This window comes from Serratia sp. CY31944 (genome assembly GCF_052169175.1).
Taxonomy (GTDB): Bacteria; Pseudomonadota; Gammaproteobacteria; order Enterobacterales; family Enterobacteriaceae; genus Serratia; species Serratia sarumanii.
Genome location: NZ_JBJNLG010000004.1, coordinates 1 through 17,094, shown reverse-complemented (window position 1 = coordinate 17,094; position 17,094 = coordinate 1). Strand labels below are relative to the sequence as shown.

The window sequence follows — 17,094 nt, the reverse complement described above, 5'->3', positions numbered from 1 at the left end:
ATGGAGTAATAATGGGAAGGAAAATGCGGGGGCCGGAGGACGAGAACCGCCCCCGGGCGTGCCGATCAGCCTTTTTTGCGGCCGATAGCGGAAAAGACGTTGAACACTTCACCCAGGCCGTAAATCGCGCCGAGCAAAACGGCCACCATTACCGGCACCAGGACCACCACGGTGGCCAAGCTTTCAATCATTTCTAACATCGTTCTCTCCTGGTTTATAAGCACAGCGAATCTGTGCCGGAAGAAAAGGTTTCCGGCCAATCGGTTGAGTATCGTGGGGAGGCAGTCTAAAACGTGAGCTACATCACACTTGATGCGAGCTAATGTAACTTACACAATTACATTAACGCAATGCAAAAAATGCTCTGCGCGAAGAAGGAATTGGCGCGGGTTTTTATTGCGTATCCGCTTGATATTGCGGCGAACAAGGAACAAAAGGATAGCCTGCGCGCCGCTCGACCTGCCCGGCCATTTCGGCGATGCTGGTTTGCGCCAGGCTGGCTTCCAGCGCGAGACCGACGCGCGCAAACTCTTGCTCCAGCACCGGGGTAATGGCGTGGCCGATATAGCACGCATCGTTAGGCCGGGTACGGTGCAGCATGAAATACGGTTGATCTTCCACCGCGCGATACACGTCCAGCAACGAGATCGCTTCCGCCGGCCGCGCCAGCAGCGCCCCGCCGCCTTGCCCCATCTGTGAATAGGTCAGCCCCGCCTCCGCCAGCGCGCCGAGGATGCGCCGCACCACCGTCGGGTTGGTGTTGACGCTGCGCGCGATATCTTCGGAACGCACCGTCTGGCCACGGCACAGCGTGATATTGGTCAGAATATGGATGGCAACGGCAAATCGCGTAGAGGTAGACACCTTGGCACCTGCTCAGAGTTTCGTTTATGTCGGACTAAAACATAAGGAAAACGTATCAATTTCCAGTAATACACATAATGAGTAGGGATAAGAAGAATGTCAACCTGCCCACGCCCGGATGCGGCGGGGTTCAGGCTTCGGCACGGATTTCCGCCACTTTGTCGGGATAAAATGCCAGATGATCCTTGATCGCCACCACGGCGTTGTAGGGCATTTCATAGCTCCAGGCCGTATTGGTGCCCTGCTCGCCGTTAAGCGCCAGGGAGAAATAACTGCAGTCGCCCTTATAAGGGCAGTAGCTGACGTGCTCGTTTCTCTGCAACAGCGCCATATTCACGTCCTCACGCGGAAAGTAAAACACCGGCGGATAGGTGGCTTCCTGCAGAATGAGCGCGTTGTGGCTGTCGGCCAGGGTCTGACCGCCGGCACGCACCACGACCCGCGCCGGATGACGGGTCAAGGCGATCGGGTGGTCCGGGCCGGGGATTTTCACCGGTTTGCCGGATGCGGAAACGAGATCGGACATGGCGGCCTCCAGAGTGTGCGCCCCTCCGCGAGGCGTCTTCCCAGTATAGACCAGCGGTTTTGCCGGCGGCCGCGCATTCGGCGAGCAATCGCTTTTCAGCGCCGCAAAATTAAGAATTTTTACCTGTTCGATTTTCTTACGGAGGAATACATTCATCTCAACTTCTACCGGCGGATTAATCGGATTATTTTTAATCCATTAATCAGCCAATTTACCAGGAACTCATTATGAATATTAAACGTGCCGCAGGTGTGTTGGTGGTGGTCATGGCAACCCTTTCCGTTACCGCATGCGGGCATATGTCCAATCGCGATCGCAACACGGCGATCGGCGCGGGCGTGGGCGCCGTCGGCGGCGCGGTGCTGACCGACGGCAGTACGCTGGGCACCCTTGGCGGCGCAGCGCTGGGCGGCATTATCGGCCACCAGACCAGCCGTTAATCATCCGGTTAAAATAATCTCTGCAGGCCGGCGCTTTTTTAACCCATAAGCGCCGGCCTGTTCTTTTATTTAACCGCTGAACTTTCTCAGGACACGAAAATAATAAATAACGTTAAGCGCAGCTTTATTATTCATTAATCTGCGGCGGGGTTATTTATTGCGTCGGCAGCCTGAAACGCGCCATCGCTTTTTCTAACCGTTCCGATTCGCCCTGCAACCGCTGCGAAGCCTCGGTCACCGCGTTCACCACCGTGCCGGTTTGCCGCGCCACCTGATTCAGCGCCGCGATGCGCTCCGTCACGTCCTGAATGCTCTCCCCCTGATTGAGCGACGCCAGGGAGATTTCTCCCATCAACGCACTGCATTTGTTCACCAGATCGATAATCTGGCGCAGGTTGCCCGTCAGTAGATCCACCGCCTGCGAGCCTTGATCGATTTGCAGCAGCGAACGGTTGATCAACTGCTGAATATCGCGCGTCGAATGGCTGCTCTTTTGCGCCAACAGGCCCACCTCTTTGGCCACGATGGCAAAGCCGCGGCCGTGTCCCCCGGCGTGCGCGGCCTCGATCGCCGCATTCAGCGCCAGAATATTGGTCTGGAACGCCACGCTGTCGATCAGCGCGACGATGCCGCGCATTTCGGCCGATTGGTTGACGATCCCTTGCATCGAAACATTGACGGTTTGCATCATCCGCTCACCGGCGCCGGCGCACTGCCGGGCCTGTTCGGTTCGTTGGCTGGCCTGCTGCGCATATTGGCCGTTTTCTTCCACCCGCGCCGCCAGTTGCCGCACGTGCTCGGTCGCCAACTGCAATTCGCCGTCCTGCTTCGCCGACTGCGCCGTCAACTGTCGATTGCCGTCCGCCAGCCGCCCGACGCCGTTCAGGATCCCGCCCGCCGCATCGCGCACCTCGCTCACCAGGCGTTGCAGGCCGCCCTGCATATGGCCAATGCTGGTCTGCAGCTGACGCATCTCGCGGTTGAACGCGCGCCCAGGCGGCAGCGGCCGCGAAAGGTCGCCGGCGGCCAGTACGTTGAGGTGCGCGATCGCCTGCCGCAGCGGTGCGATCACCCAGCGAGAGACGCCGAACCAAACGCCCACGGCGATCAGCGCCAGCGCGGCCAACGCGCCGAGCGCAAAGGTTTTGGCCTGCTCCAGCGCCGCCAACTGCCGCACGTTGACGTCATCGCCACGCCGTTCATTCAGCGCCTGGTAAGCGAGATACTTCTCGTTGAAATCCGCCTGAAACGCCTGGATCGGCACGGCGAAAAACGCATCGATGCTGTTGCCCTGCAATCCTTGCGCCTGCTCTTTCAGGCCGTCATAGAACAGGCGATAGCTGTCTTGCAGGGCGCCCGGCGCTTCCGGCGCATCCGCGCTCAAGCGCTCGAACCGGGCAAAGGCCTGCTCTGAAGCCTGCAGCGCCGCCAACGACTCATCCAGCAGGCTGTGCCAGCTGCCGTCGGAGCCGGTGGCTTTGTCCTGCAGATAATAGATGCCCGCACGGTTCAGGGTGTCGCTGGCCGTCAGTAGCGACAGCCTGGCACGATCCATCGTCGCCTGCTGGCGATGCAAGGCGTCGCCCGTCACCAGGTTAACCTTGGCGTCGCGCAGAATATTGGAAATAAATACGGTGGAAAACAATTGCAGCAGAGAAAATAGCGCGATAACGCAAATTACGCCGCTTAATAAGCCCATGCTCTTGCCGAAGCCAAACGCGCGCGGCAGCGCTGCCGCAGATTTTACCCTGCGGCCCAGTGTCAGTTTTATGTTCATGATTTTTAGTCAGTAATACCAGGATGCCGCGAGTCTAACGGGCATTGATGACACTAATATTTCAGCCTGCTTTGCGTCGCCCCCGCAGGCCAAGGCGCCCAATAATCGGTATTGCCCGTCAACTCTCATTTTTATTTCTTGACTTGTTTAATACCGGATTTATAGTTTTTCCATTAAACAAGAAACAAAGTTTCATATATTAACCGACGCTGAATTTAATATATGAAACGCACAATAAAATCGTCTCAAATATAAAACCAATGAGCGTAAATGCCCTGTTCACAGGTGAAACTCGCTCGCCTTAATAAACAGTCTACTTTCATCAGGGGCCAGGCATGCGCACGATCACGCTTTGTTTTTTTCTTGTTTCACCAGTGAGTTATGCGGCCACCGCCGCATTGCCCAACGACGCTGCCGCCACCGCGGCACCGGTAAAAAAAAGCCGTCCGGCATTGCCGCATATTCATTGGCAAAGCGAGGATAATAAAAAGAATATTGATATCGGCGGCGCGCTGCGTGCCAATTATCGCTATGAAGACTGGCACAGCAGCAATTATCGGAATCCGCCGCATTTACGCTTTGACGCCTTTCGCATCGATGCCGCCGGCCAGATAAACGACGCGTTTTTCGATAGCGGATTCTGGTTTCAGGATCGGCGCAAATACGCCATCGACCGCGCCTATGTCGGTTACCACCTGTCTGAACGTTCCGCCGTGCAGCTTGGCGCCCCGTTCAAACCGTTCGGCCTGATGCCCTACCCGCAGTTCGGCTGGTCGTACGGCATTCCGTTTTACCTCGGCTTTGGCGTCAACACCGGGCTGGGCGCCAAATACCAATATCAGCATGACGATTGGGCCTTCGACGCCGCCTACTACCCGCGCATGATGCCGACCGGCGTGCGTTACGCCCCCGACGTCGCCAGCTACGACGATCTGAAAAACACCAACTATGCGTCACAGCACCTGCAGCGCAACGAAAAACGCGATCAGGTAAACCTGCGGCTGACGCGCGCTTTCCATCAGGGCGGCTGGGACAATGAGCTTGGCGGTTCGCTGGCGGCCTCGCGGCTCTATAACCAGGCGACCGGCGATAACGGCAGCTTCTGGGCGGCGGGTTTACATACGCTGGTGAATTACGATCCCTGGCATCTGTCCGGCCAGGTGATCCGCTACGGTTACGACGCCAAAGGCCCGGCCGGGGCCAACAATTCGGTGATCCTGATGGGGGGCAACGGCCTGACACCGGCCTATCTGATCCCGTCGCAGGCCACCACCGCCGCCATCAACCTGGCGCGCGACGTCGACGTGCCCTGGGGGCCGGTGAAAAAGCTGCGGTTCTACAACGACTACAGCGTGCTATGGAAAGACAGGCACGGCGGCTCAGATTCCAAAATGAACACGCTGGGGGTTCAGGTGTTCGCCATGCCGGTGATGCTGTGGGTGGATCTGACCTGGGCGCAGAACGCCAACCCGTGGGGCGGCGTGGAAAACGCCACCGGCTGGACCGGCACCCAATCCTCCGGCAGCAATAAATGGTATTTCCGCACCAACGTGAACATCGGTTACTACTTCTGAACGCGTCGGGATCTACACTGAAGCATCGCCGCCAGCCGGGCATGGTCGACGCGCTGTTCGCCCGCGACGCCGGGCTGGTGAACGCCGATCTGCAGGCGCTGAAGCGCCTGCAGATCGGTTACCCCTTGACCGACGACACCACGTTAAGCGGCTGGGCGTCCGGCAGAATATTCATGTGCTCCAACACCTGGGCCATGATCTTGCCGAACACCGGCCCGGCCACCGAACCGCCGAAGTGCTTGCCGGCTTTCGGGTTGTTGACCATCACCACCAGCGCCACCTGCGGATCGCTGGCCGGCGCCACGCCGGCGGTGTAGTTGATGTAGCCGCCGTCGTATTTGCCGCTCGGGCCCATTTTCTCGGCGGTACCGGTTTTGATCGCCAGCCGGTAGCCCGGCACCGCGGCGCTCACCCCGCTGCCGCCCGGTAAGGCGTCGCTCTCCATCATATGCACCACGGAGCGTACCGTATCCGCCGGCAAAATGCGTTGTCCCATCACCGGCGGCGTCACCTTGGTGATCGACAGCGGCCGATAAATGCCGAAGGAACCGATCGCGGCGTACTCGCGCGCCATCTGCAGCGGCGTCACGCGCAGCCCATAGCCGAAGGAGAAGGTAGCGCGTTCGATATCGGCCCAGCGTTCACGATGCTGCGGCAGATAGCCGCTGCTCTCGTTGCCGATGCCGAGCTCGGTCGGCCGCCCCAGGCCAAAGCTGCGGTAGACCGCCGGCAGCACCGTGGCCGGCAGCGCCAGCGCAATGTGCGATACCGCGATGTCGCTCGATTTTTGCAGCACGCCGGTGATGGTCAGCTTCGACCAGTGGCCGACGTCTTTAATCAGGTGACCGTTCACCCGATACGGCGTGGTGTCCAGCACCGTATCCGGCCGGATCAGCTTATGTTCCAGCCCCACCATCACCACCACCGGTTTCACCGTCGAGCCTGGTTCGAAGCTGTCGCTGCTGCACACGTTGCGAATGTCTTTCGCCGGGGTGCCGGCATAGTTGTTGGGGTTGAACGACGGGTAACTGGCCATGCCGAGGATCTCGCCGGTGTCGATTTTGACCAGCACCGCACAGCCGGAGTCGGCCTGGTTGGCCACCACGCCGTCGCGGATCTGCGCATAGAGCACGTACTGGATAAATTTGTCGATGCTGAGCGTCACGTTCGGCGGCGGCACCGGATCCACGCTTTTAAGCACGCCGATCACCGCGCCGCTGCCGTCCTTCTGATAGACCCGCAGGCCGTTTTTGCCCTGCAACAGCGGGTTGAAGCCCAGCTCGATGCCCTCCAGCCCCTGGTTGTCCTGGCCGACGATGCCGATCAGCCCGGCGGCGTCCTGGCCCATCGGATAAAAGCGGCTGAAATCCTGCTCGGTGCTGACGCCGGTCAGGTGCAGTTTGCTGATGTAAGCGGCGTTGTCGTCCTCCACCTTGCGCGCCAGATAGACGAAACGCTTGTGCGCGTTGCTCTGGATCAGATGCTGCACGTCCGCCAGCGGGATCTTCAGCACGTTGGCCATGCTCTGCCAGCGCTCGTTGCCGGTGTCGGTCTGGGAATCGAGAATATGCTTCGGATCCAGCACGATGTCTTTGGACGACACGCTGACCGCCAGCGCCTCATCGTTGCGATCGGTGATCATGGCGCGGTTGGTCGGCACCACCTGGGTGCGGATCGAACGCTGGTCGGCCTGATCCGCCAGCTGCTGGTGCTCCAGCAGTTGCAGGTAACCGACCCTGAACGCCAACAGAAAAAAACAGACCAGCATGCCGGCGCAAACCCAGCCGAAACGAACTGTGGAATAGGTTTTACCGCTTTTTTTGGTCGATGGCGCCACTGTTGTGTTAACCCTGCGTTTTTATTCGGTTTATGGTGTTATTTCAGTCTACCTTGCCGGAAATGGTCAGGAGATTGCAGTTTGTAAGAAAGTAAAAACAAACCGCCTCACCGTTGCACATCGGCACTGTCGTTTAACTGCGGTTTACTTTGCCCCGCATCGCCGGGCTGCGGCGCGTTGGCCGGGTCAAAAATATGGTCGAGGATGGCGCGCGCGGTCGGCCCCGCCACCACGCCGTTACCGCCGCCGTTTTCCAGGATCAGCGCCATCGCCACCCGTGGTTTTTTGTAAGGCGCGAACAGCGTATAGAAGATGTGATCGCGCAGCCGCACCGGGATCATTTTGGCGTTGTAGGTCTGGTTTTGCTTCAGGCTGAATACCTGCGAAGTGCCGGATTTGGCGGCGATCTGATACGGCGCGGTGTGGAACAGCTTGTACCCGGTGCCGTTCGGCAGATTGGCCATGCCGTACATGCCATTGCGCACGATGCCCCAGTAAGGCGAATGGGGATCGCCGATCTGCGCCGTTTTCGCCGGCGGCGGGTAGCGCGTCACCCGGTTGTCCTGCTGCAGCGAATACAGCAGGTGCGGCGTTTTCACCTGGCCGTTGTTGATCAGCGTGGTCAGCGCTTTCACCATCTGGATCGGCGTCGCCACCCAATACCCCTGGCCGATGCCCACCGAAACCGTATCCCCCTGATACCACCCTTTTTTGTGCACCTTCAGCTTCCAGTCGCGGCTCGGCAGCACGCCGCGGTACTCTTCGTTCAGATCGATGCCGGTGGACTGGCCGTAGCCGAACTGGCTCAGCCAGTGGTGGATACGATCGATGCCCATTTCATACGCCACCTGATAAAAGAAGGTGTCGGCGGATTCCTCGATCGCTTTGGTGACGTTGAGCATGCCGTGGCCGGTTTTCAGCCAGTCGCGGTAGCGGCGCTCGGTACCGGGCAGCGTCCAGGTCGGGGCGCCGAAAAAGGTGGTGGTGGGCGTTATCACGCCGGCGAACAGCGCCGAAACGGCCATGTAGGGCTTCACCGTCGACGCCGGCGGGTATAAGCCCTGGGTGACGCGGTTGATCAGCGGCAAATCCGGGTTGGTCAGCAGCGCCTTATAGGCCTGATAGCCGATGCCTTTGACGAAAGGATTGGGATCGTAGCTGGGGCTGGAAACCATCGCCAGGATGCCGCCGTCGCGCGGATCTTCCACCACCACCGCGGCGCGCTGCCCCTTCAGCACCGATTCAATGTACTGCTGCAGCGGCAGATCCAGCGTCAGGTAGATGTTCTTGCCGGCCTTCGGTGGCTGCTCTTTCAGCAGGCGGATCACGCGACCGTGATTATCCACCTCCACCTCCTGATAGCCGGTGGTGCCGTGCAGTTCGGCCTCGTAATAGGCCTCGATGCCCTGTTTGCCGATGTTGCGGTCGGCGGCATAGTTCTCGCTCAGCCCGGCCTTGTCCAGGCGTTTGAGATCGCTGTCGTTGATCTTCGACACATAGCCCAGCACGTGCGCCAGCTGGGCGCCGTAAGGATATTCACGCTGTTGATAGGTATCGATCGTCACTCCGTCGAAACGGTATTGATTGACGGCAAAGCGCGCCACCTCGGTGTCGCTCAGCCCGGCTTTGAGCGTCACCGGTTTGTAGCGGCTGTTGTGGTGCATGTCGTCGCGAAACGCGCTGATATCTTCCGGCGTCAGGTCGACGATCGGCGTCAGCGCCTGCAGCAGTGCCGCCATGTCGCTGATTTTGCTGGGCGTGATCTCGATACGATACAGTGTCACGTTTCGCACCAAAGGCGTGCCGTTGCGATCGAAGATCAGCCCCCGGCTGGGGGCGATCGGCAGCATTTTGATGTCGTTCTGGTTGGAGCGCGTCTGGTAAAAGCCGTGCTGGCGGATTTGCAGCCGGTAGAGGTTGACGATCAGCGCGCCGAAACAGACCACCACCAGCGCCAGCGCCACGCCTGCCCGGCGGATAAACAGCCTCTCTTCCGCAGAGTGGTCGCGAATTGTTTCTTTTAACAGGGCCATGCGGTGCCGATACCTTTTGCGTCACATTTCCCCGCAAAATCAGGGAACTGAAAAGCCGGCAAGCATAGCGTTATCGGGCGCACCGCCCCATGAAAAGGTTGCTAATGAAATGGCATAACTGTTTCAGCATATTGGAATGTTACCGGCGGCGTTTTTTTCACCGCGCTTCCCATTGAGCCGCCGTTCGCCCCAATGCTATAATGTGATCTGAATCACAATATTCCCGATATTCCCCCGCATTTCCCTGTCGGCGCCCTGCCGGATGCGGATTTTTGTTACATAGGATCGAGTTCGATGAGTACCATTGCCACCGGTTTAGTCATGATGCGCTGGGAGTTGCTGAGCGCCGTGATGATGTTCTTCGCCAGCCAGTTAAACGTCGTTTGCCGTAAAACCAGCCGTAACGGCATGGCGTTCATGTTCAGCAGCCTGGGCCTGTTTACCGCCTGCTGGTTCGTGATGGGCCTGATGGGCATCCACCTCACCTTGGAAGCTTTCACCCAATTCTGGTCATCGGCCTGGGATCGCTACGTGGACGTGGTCAGTACCATGCCGGTCGATTGGCCGATGCCGTAACCTCGCCGCGGGGGCGACGCACCGGCCGCCCCGCCGATTATTCCGTTTCCGTTGATGGCGCCGCCGCCAGCCGCGCCATCAAGGCCCCCGCCTCAATCAACAGCGCCTGCTCCCGCTCCGTTAAACAGTTTTCCATCGCCGCCAGCAACCACGCCTCGCGCCGGGTACGGCTCTCCTGCAGCAGGCCAAGCCCGGCGGGCGTCAGGCGCACCCGCACCCGGCGTTTGTCTTCGGCATCCGGCGTGCGCACCAGCAGCCCATCGGCCTCCAGCTCACGCAACGCGGCCGCCAGGTTTGAGGAACGCATGCGCTCCGATTCCGCCAGCAGCGACGGCGTCGCCTCGCCGCCGTGGCGATCGATAGCCCCCAACAGCATCAGCTGGGCCCAGGATTTTTCGTCGCTGCGCGATTCGCGCCGCATACGGCGCACCAGCGACATTAACTGCGTGCGCAGCAGCGTCACGTCTTCAGGATGATCTTTTTTCATTGGCATCAATCTAGCGTTCAGTTTATCTCTGCTTTCACACCGCCGGATCGCGCGGCTCTGGCTTAACCCAGTTACCTATGATAATATAGCTATTAATATATAGCAAAAAGACACTGCGTCGGCAGGGTTACGTTTGCTCACGCATTGCCTCTCGCCGATTAATTTGCAGTGTTATTATTATTTTGCTCAATAAATCCCTCCTTATTCAACGTGGTACGGTAAGCCGATGGAAGCGTGGAAAGTCAATCTGATCTCGGTCTGGCTCGGGTGTTTCTTCACCGGGCTGGCGATGAGCCAAATCCTCCCTTTTCTGCCGCTGTACGTCGAACAGCTCGGCGTCAGCGATCACCAATCCCTCAGCCTGTGGTCCGGGCTGGTGTTCAGCGGCACCTTTTTGGTCTCGGCGGTGGTGTCGCCGCTGTGGGGCAGCCTGGCCGACCGCAAAGGCCGCAAGCTGATGCTGCTGCGCGCCTCGCTGGGCATGGCGATCGTCATCGCGCTGCAGGGGCTGGCCACCAACGTCTGGCAGCTGTTCGCGCTGCGCGCCCTGATGGGGCTGACGTCCGGCTATATTCCCAACGCCATGGCGCTGGTCGCCTCGCAGGTGCCGCGCGATAAAAGCGGCTGGGCGCTGGGCACGCTTTCTACCGGGCAGATCTCCGGCGTGATCGCCGGGCCGCTGCTGGGTGGGCTGATGGCCGACCATCTGGGGCTGCGGGTAGTGTTTTTCGTCACCGCCGGGCTGATGTTCGTCAGTTTCCTGGTGACGCTGTTCCTGATTAAAGAGCGGCGCATCACGGTGAAAAAAGCGGATCAGCTGAGCGGCAAGGCGGTGTTCCGTTCGCTGCCCTATCCGACGCTGATCCTCACCCTGTTCGTTTGCACCCTGATGATCCAGCTGGCCAACTCGTCCATCAGCCCGATCCTGACGCTGTTCATCCGCGAGCTGTCCGGCGACGTCAGCAATATCGCCTTTGTCAGCGGCATGATCGCCGCCGTGCCCGGCATTGCAGCGCTGATCTCGGCGCCGCGCCTCGGGCGGCTCGGCGATCGCATCGGCACCGCGCGCATCCTGATCGCCGCGCTGCTGTTCACCACCGGCCTGTTCGCCGTGATGGCCTGGGTCAATACGCCGCTGCAGCTGGGCATTCTGCGTTTCCTGCTCGGCTTCGCCGACGGCGCGCTGATGCCGGCGGTGCAGGCGCTGCTGCTGAAGTATTCCTCCGATCAGGTGACCGGGCGCATCTTCGGCTATAACCAATCCTTTATGTACCTGGGCAACGTGGTTGGCCCGCTGCTGGGGTCGGGCATTTCGGCGATGATGGGGTTCCGCTGGGTGTTCGCCGTGACGGCGGTGTTGGTGCTTTGCAATGCGCTGCAGCTGCGCCATCAGTTCAAAAAAGTGGAGAGCCAACGCGCGGGATAACGGGGAATGCGGGGAAACGCCTCAAGCAGTGGCGGGACAATGACGCCCATCAACCGTGCCACCACTGCCAAAGGCGGCCGTAGCCTACTCGACGCGGCGATCGTTTGGTATTTATGTAAGTAAATAAAGTGTTGCGGGTGTGTTGAGGGCCGCCGCAGCGGCCCTTGCGGATCAGAACATGGTATTGTCGTTGGCCGATTTTTCCGGCACATCCTGATTGACGTCCCAATGCTCGGTGATTTTCCCCTGATCGTTCACCCGGTAAATATCCACGCTGGCGGTACCGCGATCCTGCGGGTTATTTTGGTATTTGACGTGAACGTAGACCAAATCGCCGTTGACCGCGCTGCGGTATATTTTGGCGCTGTACTGCGGATTGTCTTTAAAGGTCTGGCTGAAGAAATCCAGGAACGGCTTGATGCCGTCGCCGACGAACGGGTTATGCTGCTTGTAGTTTTCCACAATCAGCTTCTGCGCCACGCCGATGTCGTGGCGATTGAAAAAGCCCGCGTACAGGTCTTCCACCACCTTCAGCTTCTGCTGAGCATGATGATAACCGCCTTTGCCGGCCGATTTGTCAGACGCCGCCTGATCCGTCGACAGCGCCGGGTAACTCGCCAGCAAGCCGCCGACGATCGCACAGGTGATCAATGCCTTTTTCATAACTGCTCCTTATTTTCCTGAGTGACCTACGATTTTCAGCTGCCCTTTCAGATGGGTGAAGCTGCCATCCTTGGCGGCGATGTTGGTGTACACCTCGCCGCGCTCAAAGTCCTCGATATGCGTCACGTTGTCGCCGGACTGCGGCTCATGCCAATAGACCATATAGACCTTTGGCCGGATCTCCACCGCGGTGTACTGCACGGTGTCGGTGATGCCCTGCGACGCCTCGCCGATACCGGTGAACGTCATGGTCTTGTCATCGGTAAAATCCAGCTTGAAGGCGAAATCGCCGAAGGTCACCTGCACCACTTTACCGACCGCAATGAACTGCCCGTGTTTTTCCGTCATCGTTGCCGCCTTACTGTTAGTCAGGGAGGGTTGCGCCGCCGTAGCGGCGGGTAATGCGAGGGGGAAAGTCAGGGCTATCGCCAGCGCGATGCCCGTTCTCTTCACTGTTTTCATCGTTCCTTCTCCTTTCCGTGGTTGAAAACGAGAATCATTATCATAATTTGGCAATGGGCAGAAATATAAGAATAATCTCTATTCCTATCAGGCACCTGGCGGCGAAAAAAGACGGCGAAAAATCGCCGCGGAATGGCATGGCAATAGCGCGTTCTGGCCATTGGTTTTTACGCAATGAACGGAATTTCTGCTTTCAGGAAGGGAGACTGCTCGGAGATTTGATGGGTCTATAGCGCAGATCGCTTTAAGCTAATGCGTATTTGTTCTTAAGCCGCCCACCCCCGAAAGGCGGCGGCGAACGGCGTAGCGTTTAACGCAGCCAGGGCGTATAGGTGACGCCGACCAGCAACCCTTCCGGGCTGAGCAAACGGGTAACGCTCTGCCCCCACGGCTCTTCGCGGTTGGCGACCAACAGCCGATAACCGCGATCGACCAGCCCCTGGGTGGCGGCCGCCATGTCGGCCACGTCGAACTCGATCCACGCCTGCGGCAGCGCGAGATCCGCCGGCCAGCGATCGTCGCCAAAGCAGGACTGCGCCGCCTGCGCCAGCGGCCACAGGGCGAAATGCTTCACGCCGTCCAGCGCGCCTTGCTCCGATAGCAGATAGGTTTCGTTGCCCGGCATCGGCTTGAGCGGCAACCCCAGCGCCTCGACATAAAACGCCTTGCTCTCGTCGCTCTCACGCGTGATGGGCCCGAATCCGGCGACAAACAACACGCCCAGCCCGGCAAACTGTTGATCCATGCTGCACTCCCTTTCGGTTAGCGCCCCTGCCGCACCTGCAGCGGAGCAAATCCATAGGCCGCCTTGAAGCGGTTGCTGAAATGGCTGGCGGAGCTGAAGCCGCACGCCAGCGCGATCTCGGTGATCGGCTGTTGGCTGTGCCGCAGCAGCCGTTCCGCCCGCTGCAGCCGGGCGCGCATCACAAACTGGTGCGGCGCCAACCCGGTGGCGTGCTTGAACATGCGGGCGAAATGGTATTCGCTCAACCCGGCCTGCGCCGCCAGATCCGTCAACAGCAAAGGCCGATCGAGGTGGTTTTCGATATATTCCCGCACCCGCCTTGCCACCGCAGGCGCCAGGCCGCCGCGCGCCTGCGGCAGCTTCCACTGCAGCTGACTGTAACGCTGGATCAGATGCGACATCAGCAGGTTCGACGCGCTGCTGAGCGCCAGCAGATTGGCGCTGTCCCGCCAGTCGCAGTTGAGCAAAAACTGGCGATACAGCAGCGTGATCCGCGGATCTTCGCCGAAGCTACGCGGCTCTACGTTGATCGCCGCCGGGCTGCGATCCCAGGTCTGCTCCGCCAGCTGCCGCAGATGCCCGTCGGTGCAATACAGGTGCACGAACGACAGATCGCTGCGCACGTCCCAGGTGGAGGCGTATTGGCGCGGCATGATGCAGAACCGATCCGGCCCGCCGCCGTTGCGCCAGCCGCCCGGCACCTGCTGGTAGCACTCATAGCCGTCGGCGACGTACAGGCTCAGGGTATGGTGGTCGGCGCTTTCCTGCGTGACGCGATCGTTGCAGTTGGACCAGGCGGCCAGCTCCACGCCGGTGCCCAGCAGCACGCTGCCGTGCAGCCGCGCCTTGTGCTCACGCAGTGTTTCAAACGCCTGATAGTTGGACATCGCCGGCCCCGTTGTTCGACATGCAGACAGTGTAAAGAGTGGCGCCGCCGCATACCAGCCGCCGCCCCGCGCTTTTGGCAAAAAAAGCGCAAGAATATGCAACTGGGCGCAAAGCGCTGCAAGCGCCGCCGCGCGCCAAAGCGGATACTGCGCCATCGGTTTTTTCGGAGTAACAAATAGAATGAATGCGCTGTTGTACCTCGCCGTAGTGCTGATTTGGGGCACCACCTGGATTGCGATCACCCTGCAACAGGAAGGCCCGGTGGCCATTCCCGTATCGATCGCTTACCGCTTCGCCATTTCCGCCGCGGTGATGTTCGCCGTGCTGTTGCTAACACGCCGCCTGCGCCGCCTCGCCCCGCGCGATCATCTGTTCTGCGTGCTGCAGGGCTGCTGCGTGTTCGGCTTCAACTTCTTCTGCTTCTACCACGCGGCGGCCTACATCAGCAGCGGGCTGGAATCGGTGATTTTCTCGATGGCGGTGCTGTTCAACGCCCTCAACAGCCTGCTGTTTTTCCGCCAGCGTCCCAGCCCCAACCTGCTGCCGGCGGCGCTGCTGGGTTTGACCGGCATCGTGGCGCTGTTTTGGCAAGATCTGGCCGCCACCCGCATGGCGCCGGAGCTGCTCAAAGGCATCGGCCTGAGCGCGCTCGGCACCTACGGCTTCTCGCTGGGCAACATGATCAGCACGCGCCATCAGCGCCGCGGGCTGGATATCTTTTCCACCAACACCTACGCCATGACCTACGGCGCGCTGTTGATGACGCTGATCGCCTTGGCGCAGGGCGCATCGTTCCAGATCGAATTCAGCAGCCGCTATATCGGCTCCCTGCTGTACCTGGCGATTTTCGGGTCGGTGATCGCCTTCGCCGCCTACTTCAGCCTGCTCGGCCGCATCGGCGCCGGCGCGGCGGCTTACAGCACCCTGCTGTTCCCGCTGGTAGCGCTGACCATCTCAACGATCTACGAAGGCTATCAGTGGCACTTCAACGCCGTGCTGGGCCTGTGCCTGATCCTACTGGGCAACCTGGTGATGTTCGCCAAGCCGGGGCTGAAATGGCGACGGCCAGGTATCGCGAAACAAAACTCAACCCTTTGAAGCCATTGGCGAATATCGTTATCATCAGGTTTTGTTGATAACGGATGATGGCAAATGCTCAGAAGTGATGATGTGACACCCCGCGCCTACAAACAGGTGGACGTGTTTACCCGTACGCCGCTGCAGGGCAACCCCGTGGCGGTGGTGCTGGAGGCCGAGGGGCTGAGCAGCGCGCAAATGCTGGCATTGGCCCGTTGGACCAACCTTTCGGAAACCACCTTTGTGCTTAAACCGACGCACCCGGCGGCGGATTATAAGGTGCGCATTTTCACCACCGAAAAAGAGCTGCCCTTCGCCGGCCACCCGACGCTGGGCACCGCCCACGCCCTGCTGGAAGCCGGTTTGACGCCTAAACGGCCTGGGACGGTGATGCAGGAATGCGGCGTCGGCCTGGTGGCGGTCGATATCCAGCCGGAAGGCACATTGGCGTTCGCCGCGCCCGAAGTTGAGTTCCGCCCAATGGCCGCTGAGGAAACAGAACGGCTGATGGCCGCTTTACGGCCCGCGGTGATGGCAGCAAGCTCTCTGCCGGTGATTGCCGAGATGGGCATTCGCTGGCTGATGGTGCGCCTGCCGGACGCACAATCCTGCCTGGCGGTGACGCCGGATCAGGCCACGATTAAACAGTTGCAAACGGCGTGTGATGTGGATGGCGTGGTGATCTATGGCGCCTGCTCCGCAACCGAACCGGCCGATTACGAAATGCGCGCGTTTATGGTGGAATGCGGCGCCTTGATTGAAGATCCGGTGACCGGCAGCGCCAACGCCTGCCTGGCGCGCTTATTGAAGGCCAGCCGCTTTCCCGACGGCGGCCAGACCGCACAGGGCTACCAGGTGCGCCAGGGCACCCAACTGAATCGAGATGGCCGCGTGAGCGTGCGCTTTATTGACGGCGAACCCTGGATCGGCGGGCACTGCCGCACCCTGATTGATGGCACATTGGGTATTTAGTTTGGGGGGTAAGAGGATAGTGAGCATCTTTTGGGAACGTCAATTAGCAACGCTCAAAGCCTATGTTTAGCTGTTCTTCATTACATAGGTCAACAAACTGCTGAGAGACAATTATTCTTTCACAATAGATGCTATCCCTAGCAATAAAGAACTCCCTGTCACACTTGTAAGCAGGCACATCAATGAGCTTGCTTCCATCTTCAAGTTCTCTGAACGTCGAGGCTTCCTCATCAATAATTGGAAAATAATTATTCACTTTACACAGAAAAATCGTTTCAGTTACGTTTTCTACCGCACATTCATAGAATAACATCTCAGACGAAACCTTGCGTTCAAATACAGCCTTAGCTCTTTTTGAAAAAATTGGAATTCCGAGACTGGCAGGAAAATAGTCATGCAAATTAAAAATGTCGCTACTCAAAGCGCTTGGCATTTTCCCTTTTGGCAGTGAGTAGGATTGGAACTTACCATCACCTTCATTCCAAATAAAAAAGCTGGACAATCTTGATTTCGGATCGGGAAAACAAATCAAGTTATCGCCAAATGTAAAGCTACTGAAAGTATAGAAGTTCATGTCACTCTCATTCAACCTAATTTAACGATGTTGCATTTTATTTTCTTTCTTGCTAAGCGCTCTTTGATTAGGGAAAAAATAGCATCCCAATCACCACCTCCCAATCCTGCACCAATCATAGGCAATTGTATACTAAGCCTTTCTTTTAATGCATAATCAGAAACCAAACTTAG

The 17,094-nt window shown here is 58.9% G+C and carries 18 protein-coding genes; 6 read left to right on the top strand and 12 right to left on the bottom strand.

The window, feature by feature from the left end; all coding sequences use genetic code 11:
* Positions 1 to 65: 65 nt before the first annotated feature.
* From ACJ8IN_RS05705 to ACJ8IN_RS05695, 3 genes are all read right to left on the bottom strand, one after another.
* On the bottom strand, positions 66 to 200 hold the full coding sequence (locus ACJ8IN_RS05705; RefSeq protein ID WP_033634505.1) for an AcrZ family multidrug efflux pump-associated protein: 135 nt from the start codon (positions 198 to 200) through the stop codon (positions 66 to 68).
* Positions 201 to 393: 193 nt separating this feature from the next.
* Entirely contained in the window at positions 394 to 864 is a 471-nt protein-coding gene (locus ACJ8IN_RS05700; RefSeq protein WP_033648278.1) for an Rrf2 family transcriptional regulator, read from the bottom strand.
* Positions 865 to 994: 130 nt separating this feature from the next.
* Positions 995 to 1,390 (bottom strand): DUF427 domain-containing protein, encoded by a 396-nt coding sequence (locus ACJ8IN_RS05695; protein ID WP_060420643.1) that lies wholly within the window; start codon positions 1,388 to 1,390, stop codon positions 995 to 997.
* Positions 1,391 to 1,617: 227 nt separating this feature from the next.
* Here ACJ8IN_RS05695 and osmB point away from each other — a divergent pair, with 227 nt between their 5' ends.
* On the top strand, positions 1,618 to 1,830 hold the full coding sequence (osmB, locus tag ACJ8IN_RS05690; RefSeq protein WP_004940700.1) for an osmotically-inducible lipoprotein OsmB: 213 nt from the start codon (positions 1,618 to 1,620) through the stop codon (positions 1,828 to 1,830).
* Between the two features lie 154 nt (positions 1,831 to 1,984).
* Here the strand turns inward: osmB and ACJ8IN_RS05685 are convergent, their stop codons facing one another.
* The gene (locus ACJ8IN_RS05685) at positions 1,985 to 3,529 is read right to left on the bottom strand and encodes a methyl-accepting chemotaxis protein (RefSeq protein WP_195904032.1); all 1,545 of its coding nucleotides are present in this window, start codon (positions 3,527 to 3,529) and stop codon (positions 1,985 to 1,987) included.
* A gap of 413 nt (positions 3,530 to 3,942) precedes the next feature.
* On the opposite strand from ACJ8IN_RS05685, the gene ACJ8IN_RS05680 reads away from it, so the two are divergent.
* Positions 3,943 to 5,181: a hypothetical protein gene (locus tag ACJ8IN_RS05680; RefSeq protein ID WP_060420636.1), complete on the top strand. Its 1,239-nt coding sequence runs from the start codon at positions 3,943 to 3,945 to the stop codon at positions 5,179 to 5,181.
* Between the two features lie 118 nt (positions 5,182 to 5,299).
* Here ACJ8IN_RS05680 and ACJ8IN_RS05675 read toward each other — a convergent pair whose 3' ends face one another.
* Positions 5,300 to 7,018, bottom strand: a complete 1,719-nt coding sequence (locus ACJ8IN_RS05675) for a penicillin-binding transpeptidase domain-containing protein (protein WP_060420633.1) — start codon at positions 7,016 to 7,018, stop codon at positions 5,300 to 5,302.
* 107 nt (positions 7,019 to 7,125) lie between these two features.
* Positions 7,126 to 9,051 carry a penicillin-binding protein 2 gene (mrdA, locus tag ACJ8IN_RS05670; protein WP_047567561.1) on the bottom strand — a complete coding sequence of 642 codons (1,926 nt, stop codon included), beginning with the start codon at positions 9,049 to 9,051 and terminating at the stop codon, positions 7,126 to 7,128.
* A 294-nt stretch (positions 9,052 to 9,345) separates the two neighbouring features.
* On the opposite strand from mrdA, the gene ACJ8IN_RS05665 reads away from it, so the two are divergent.
* The gene (locus ACJ8IN_RS05665) at positions 9,346 to 9,627 is read left to right on the top strand and encodes a YjcB family protein (protein WP_033634498.1); all 282 of its coding nucleotides are present in this window, start codon (positions 9,346 to 9,348) and stop codon (positions 9,625 to 9,627) included.
* 37 nt (positions 9,628 to 9,664) lie between these two features.
* Here ACJ8IN_RS05665 and ACJ8IN_RS05660 read toward each other — a convergent pair whose 3' ends face one another.
* On the bottom strand, positions 9,665 to 10,114 hold the full coding sequence (locus tag ACJ8IN_RS05660; protein WP_047567562.1) for a MarR family winged helix-turn-helix transcriptional regulator: 450 nt from the start codon (positions 10,112 to 10,114) through the stop codon (positions 9,665 to 9,667).
* A gap of 226 nt (positions 10,115 to 10,340) precedes the next feature.
* Between ACJ8IN_RS05660 and ACJ8IN_RS05655 the strand changes: the two genes are divergently transcribed.
* Complete coding sequence (locus tag ACJ8IN_RS05655; protein WP_039566203.1) at positions 10,341 to 11,540, top strand: multidrug efflux MFS transporter; 1,200 nt, start codon at positions 10,341 to 10,343, stop codon at positions 11,538 to 11,540.
* 171 nt (positions 11,541 to 11,711) lie between these two features.
* Here ACJ8IN_RS05655 and ACJ8IN_RS05650 read toward each other — a convergent pair whose 3' ends face one another.
* The 4 genes from ACJ8IN_RS05650 to ACJ8IN_RS05635 all read right to left on the bottom strand — a co-directional run bounded on the left by ACJ8IN_RS05650 (position 11,712) and on the right by ACJ8IN_RS05635 (position 14,297).
* On the bottom strand, positions 11,712 to 12,203 hold the full coding sequence (locus ACJ8IN_RS05650) for a nuclear transport factor 2 family protein (RefSeq protein ID WP_033648272.1): 492 nt from the start codon (positions 12,201 to 12,203) through the stop codon (positions 11,712 to 11,714).
* Positions 12,204 to 12,212: 9 nt separating this feature from the next.
* Positions 12,213 to 12,665, bottom strand: a complete 453-nt coding sequence (locus tag ACJ8IN_RS05645; protein ID WP_204275775.1) for a MoaF-related domain-containing protein — start codon at positions 12,663 to 12,665, stop codon at positions 12,213 to 12,215.
* Positions 12,666 to 12,975: 310 nt separating this feature from the next.
* On the bottom strand, positions 12,976 to 13,410 hold the full coding sequence (locus ACJ8IN_RS05640; protein ID WP_060420630.1) for a glyoxalase/bleomycin resistance/dioxygenase family protein: 435 nt from the start codon (positions 13,408 to 13,410) through the stop codon (positions 12,976 to 12,978).
* Positions 13,411 to 13,427: 17 nt separating this feature from the next.
* A complete protein-coding gene (locus tag ACJ8IN_RS05635) occupies positions 13,428 to 14,297 on the bottom strand; it encodes a helix-turn-helix domain-containing protein (RefSeq protein ID WP_060420627.1) in 870 nt (289 codons plus the stop codon).
* A gap of 181 nt (positions 14,298 to 14,478) precedes the next feature.
* Between ACJ8IN_RS05635 and ACJ8IN_RS05630 the strand changes: the two genes are divergently transcribed.
* A complete protein-coding gene (locus ACJ8IN_RS05630) occupies positions 14,479 to 15,396 on the top strand; it encodes a DMT family transporter (RefSeq protein WP_060420624.1) in 918 nt (305 codons plus the stop codon).
* 54 nt (positions 15,397 to 15,450) lie between these two features.
* Positions 15,451 to 16,347, top strand: coding sequence for a PhzF family phenazine biosynthesis protein (locus ACJ8IN_RS05625; protein ID WP_060420621.1), 897 nt, complete (start codon positions 15,451 to 15,453; stop codon positions 16,345 to 16,347).
* 43 nt (positions 16,348 to 16,390) lie between these two features.
* Here the strand turns inward: ACJ8IN_RS05625 and ACJ8IN_RS05620 are convergent, their stop codons facing one another.
* The gene (locus ACJ8IN_RS05620) at positions 16,391 to 16,921 is read right to left on the bottom strand and encodes an imm11 family protein (protein WP_060420618.1); all 531 of its coding nucleotides are present in this window, start codon (positions 16,919 to 16,921) and stop codon (positions 16,391 to 16,393) included.
* Between the last annotated feature and the right edge of the window lie 173 nt (positions 16,922 to 17,094).

Excerpts from the sequence above, each read along its gene's own strand:
- ACJ8IN_RS05705 (WP_033634505.1), bottom strand. The coding sequence starts at position 200 with ATGTTAGAAATGATTGAAAGCTTGGCCACCGTGGTGGTCCTGGTGCCG.
- ACJ8IN_RS05695 (WP_060420643.1), bottom strand. The coding sequence starts at position 1,390 with ATGTCCGATCTCGTTTCCGCATCCGGCAAACCGGTGAAAATCCCCGGC.
- osmB (WP_004940700.1), top strand. The coding sequence starts at position 1,618 with ATGAATATTAAACGTGCCGCAGGTGTGTTGGTGGTGGTCATGGCAACC.
- ACJ8IN_RS05685 (WP_195904032.1), bottom strand. The coding sequence starts at position 3,529 with ATGGGCTTATTAAGCGGCGTAATTTGCGTTATCGCGCTATTTTCTCTG.
- ACJ8IN_RS05680 (WP_060420636.1), top strand. The coding sequence starts at position 3,943 with ATGCGCACGATCACGCTTTGTTTTTTTCTTGTTTCACCAGTGAGTTAT.
- mrdA (WP_047567561.1), bottom strand. The coding sequence starts at position 9,051 with ATGGCCCTGTTAAAAGAAACAATTCGCGACCACTCTGCGGAAGAGAGG.
- ACJ8IN_RS05665 (WP_033634498.1), top strand. The coding sequence starts at position 9,346 with ATGAGTACCATTGCCACCGGTTTAGTCATGATGCGCTGGGAGTTGCTG.
- ACJ8IN_RS05660 (WP_047567562.1), bottom strand. The coding sequence starts at position 10,114 with ATGAAAAAAGATCATCCTGAAGACGTGACGCTGCTGCGCACGCAGTTA.
- ACJ8IN_RS05655 (WP_039566203.1), top strand. The coding sequence starts at position 10,341 with ATGGAAGCGTGGAAAGTCAATCTGATCTCGGTCTGGCTCGGGTGTTTC.
- ACJ8IN_RS05650 (WP_033648272.1), bottom strand. The coding sequence starts at position 12,203 with ATGAAAAAGGCATTGATCACCTGTGCGATCGTCGGCGGCTTGCTGGCG.
- ACJ8IN_RS05645 (WP_204275775.1), bottom strand. The coding sequence starts at position 12,665 with ATGAAAACAGTGAAGAGAACGGGCATCGCGCTGGCGATAGCCCTGACT.
- ACJ8IN_RS05640 (WP_060420630.1), bottom strand. The coding sequence starts at position 13,410 with ATGGATCAACAGTTTGCCGGGCTGGGCGTGTTGTTTGTCGCCGGATTC.
- ACJ8IN_RS05635 (WP_060420627.1), bottom strand. The coding sequence starts at position 14,297 with ATGTCCAACTATCAGGCGTTTGAAACACTGCGTGAGCACAAGGCGCGG.
- ACJ8IN_RS05630 (WP_060420624.1), top strand. The coding sequence starts at position 14,479 with ATGAATGCGCTGTTGTACCTCGCCGTAGTGCTGATTTGGGGCACCACC.
- ACJ8IN_RS05625 (WP_060420621.1), top strand. The coding sequence starts at position 15,451 with ATGCTCAGAAGTGATGATGTGACACCCCGCGCCTACAAACAGGTGGAC.
- ACJ8IN_RS05620 (WP_060420618.1), bottom strand. The coding sequence starts at position 16,921 with ATGAACTTCTATACTTTCAGTAGCTTTACATTTGGCGATAACTTGATT.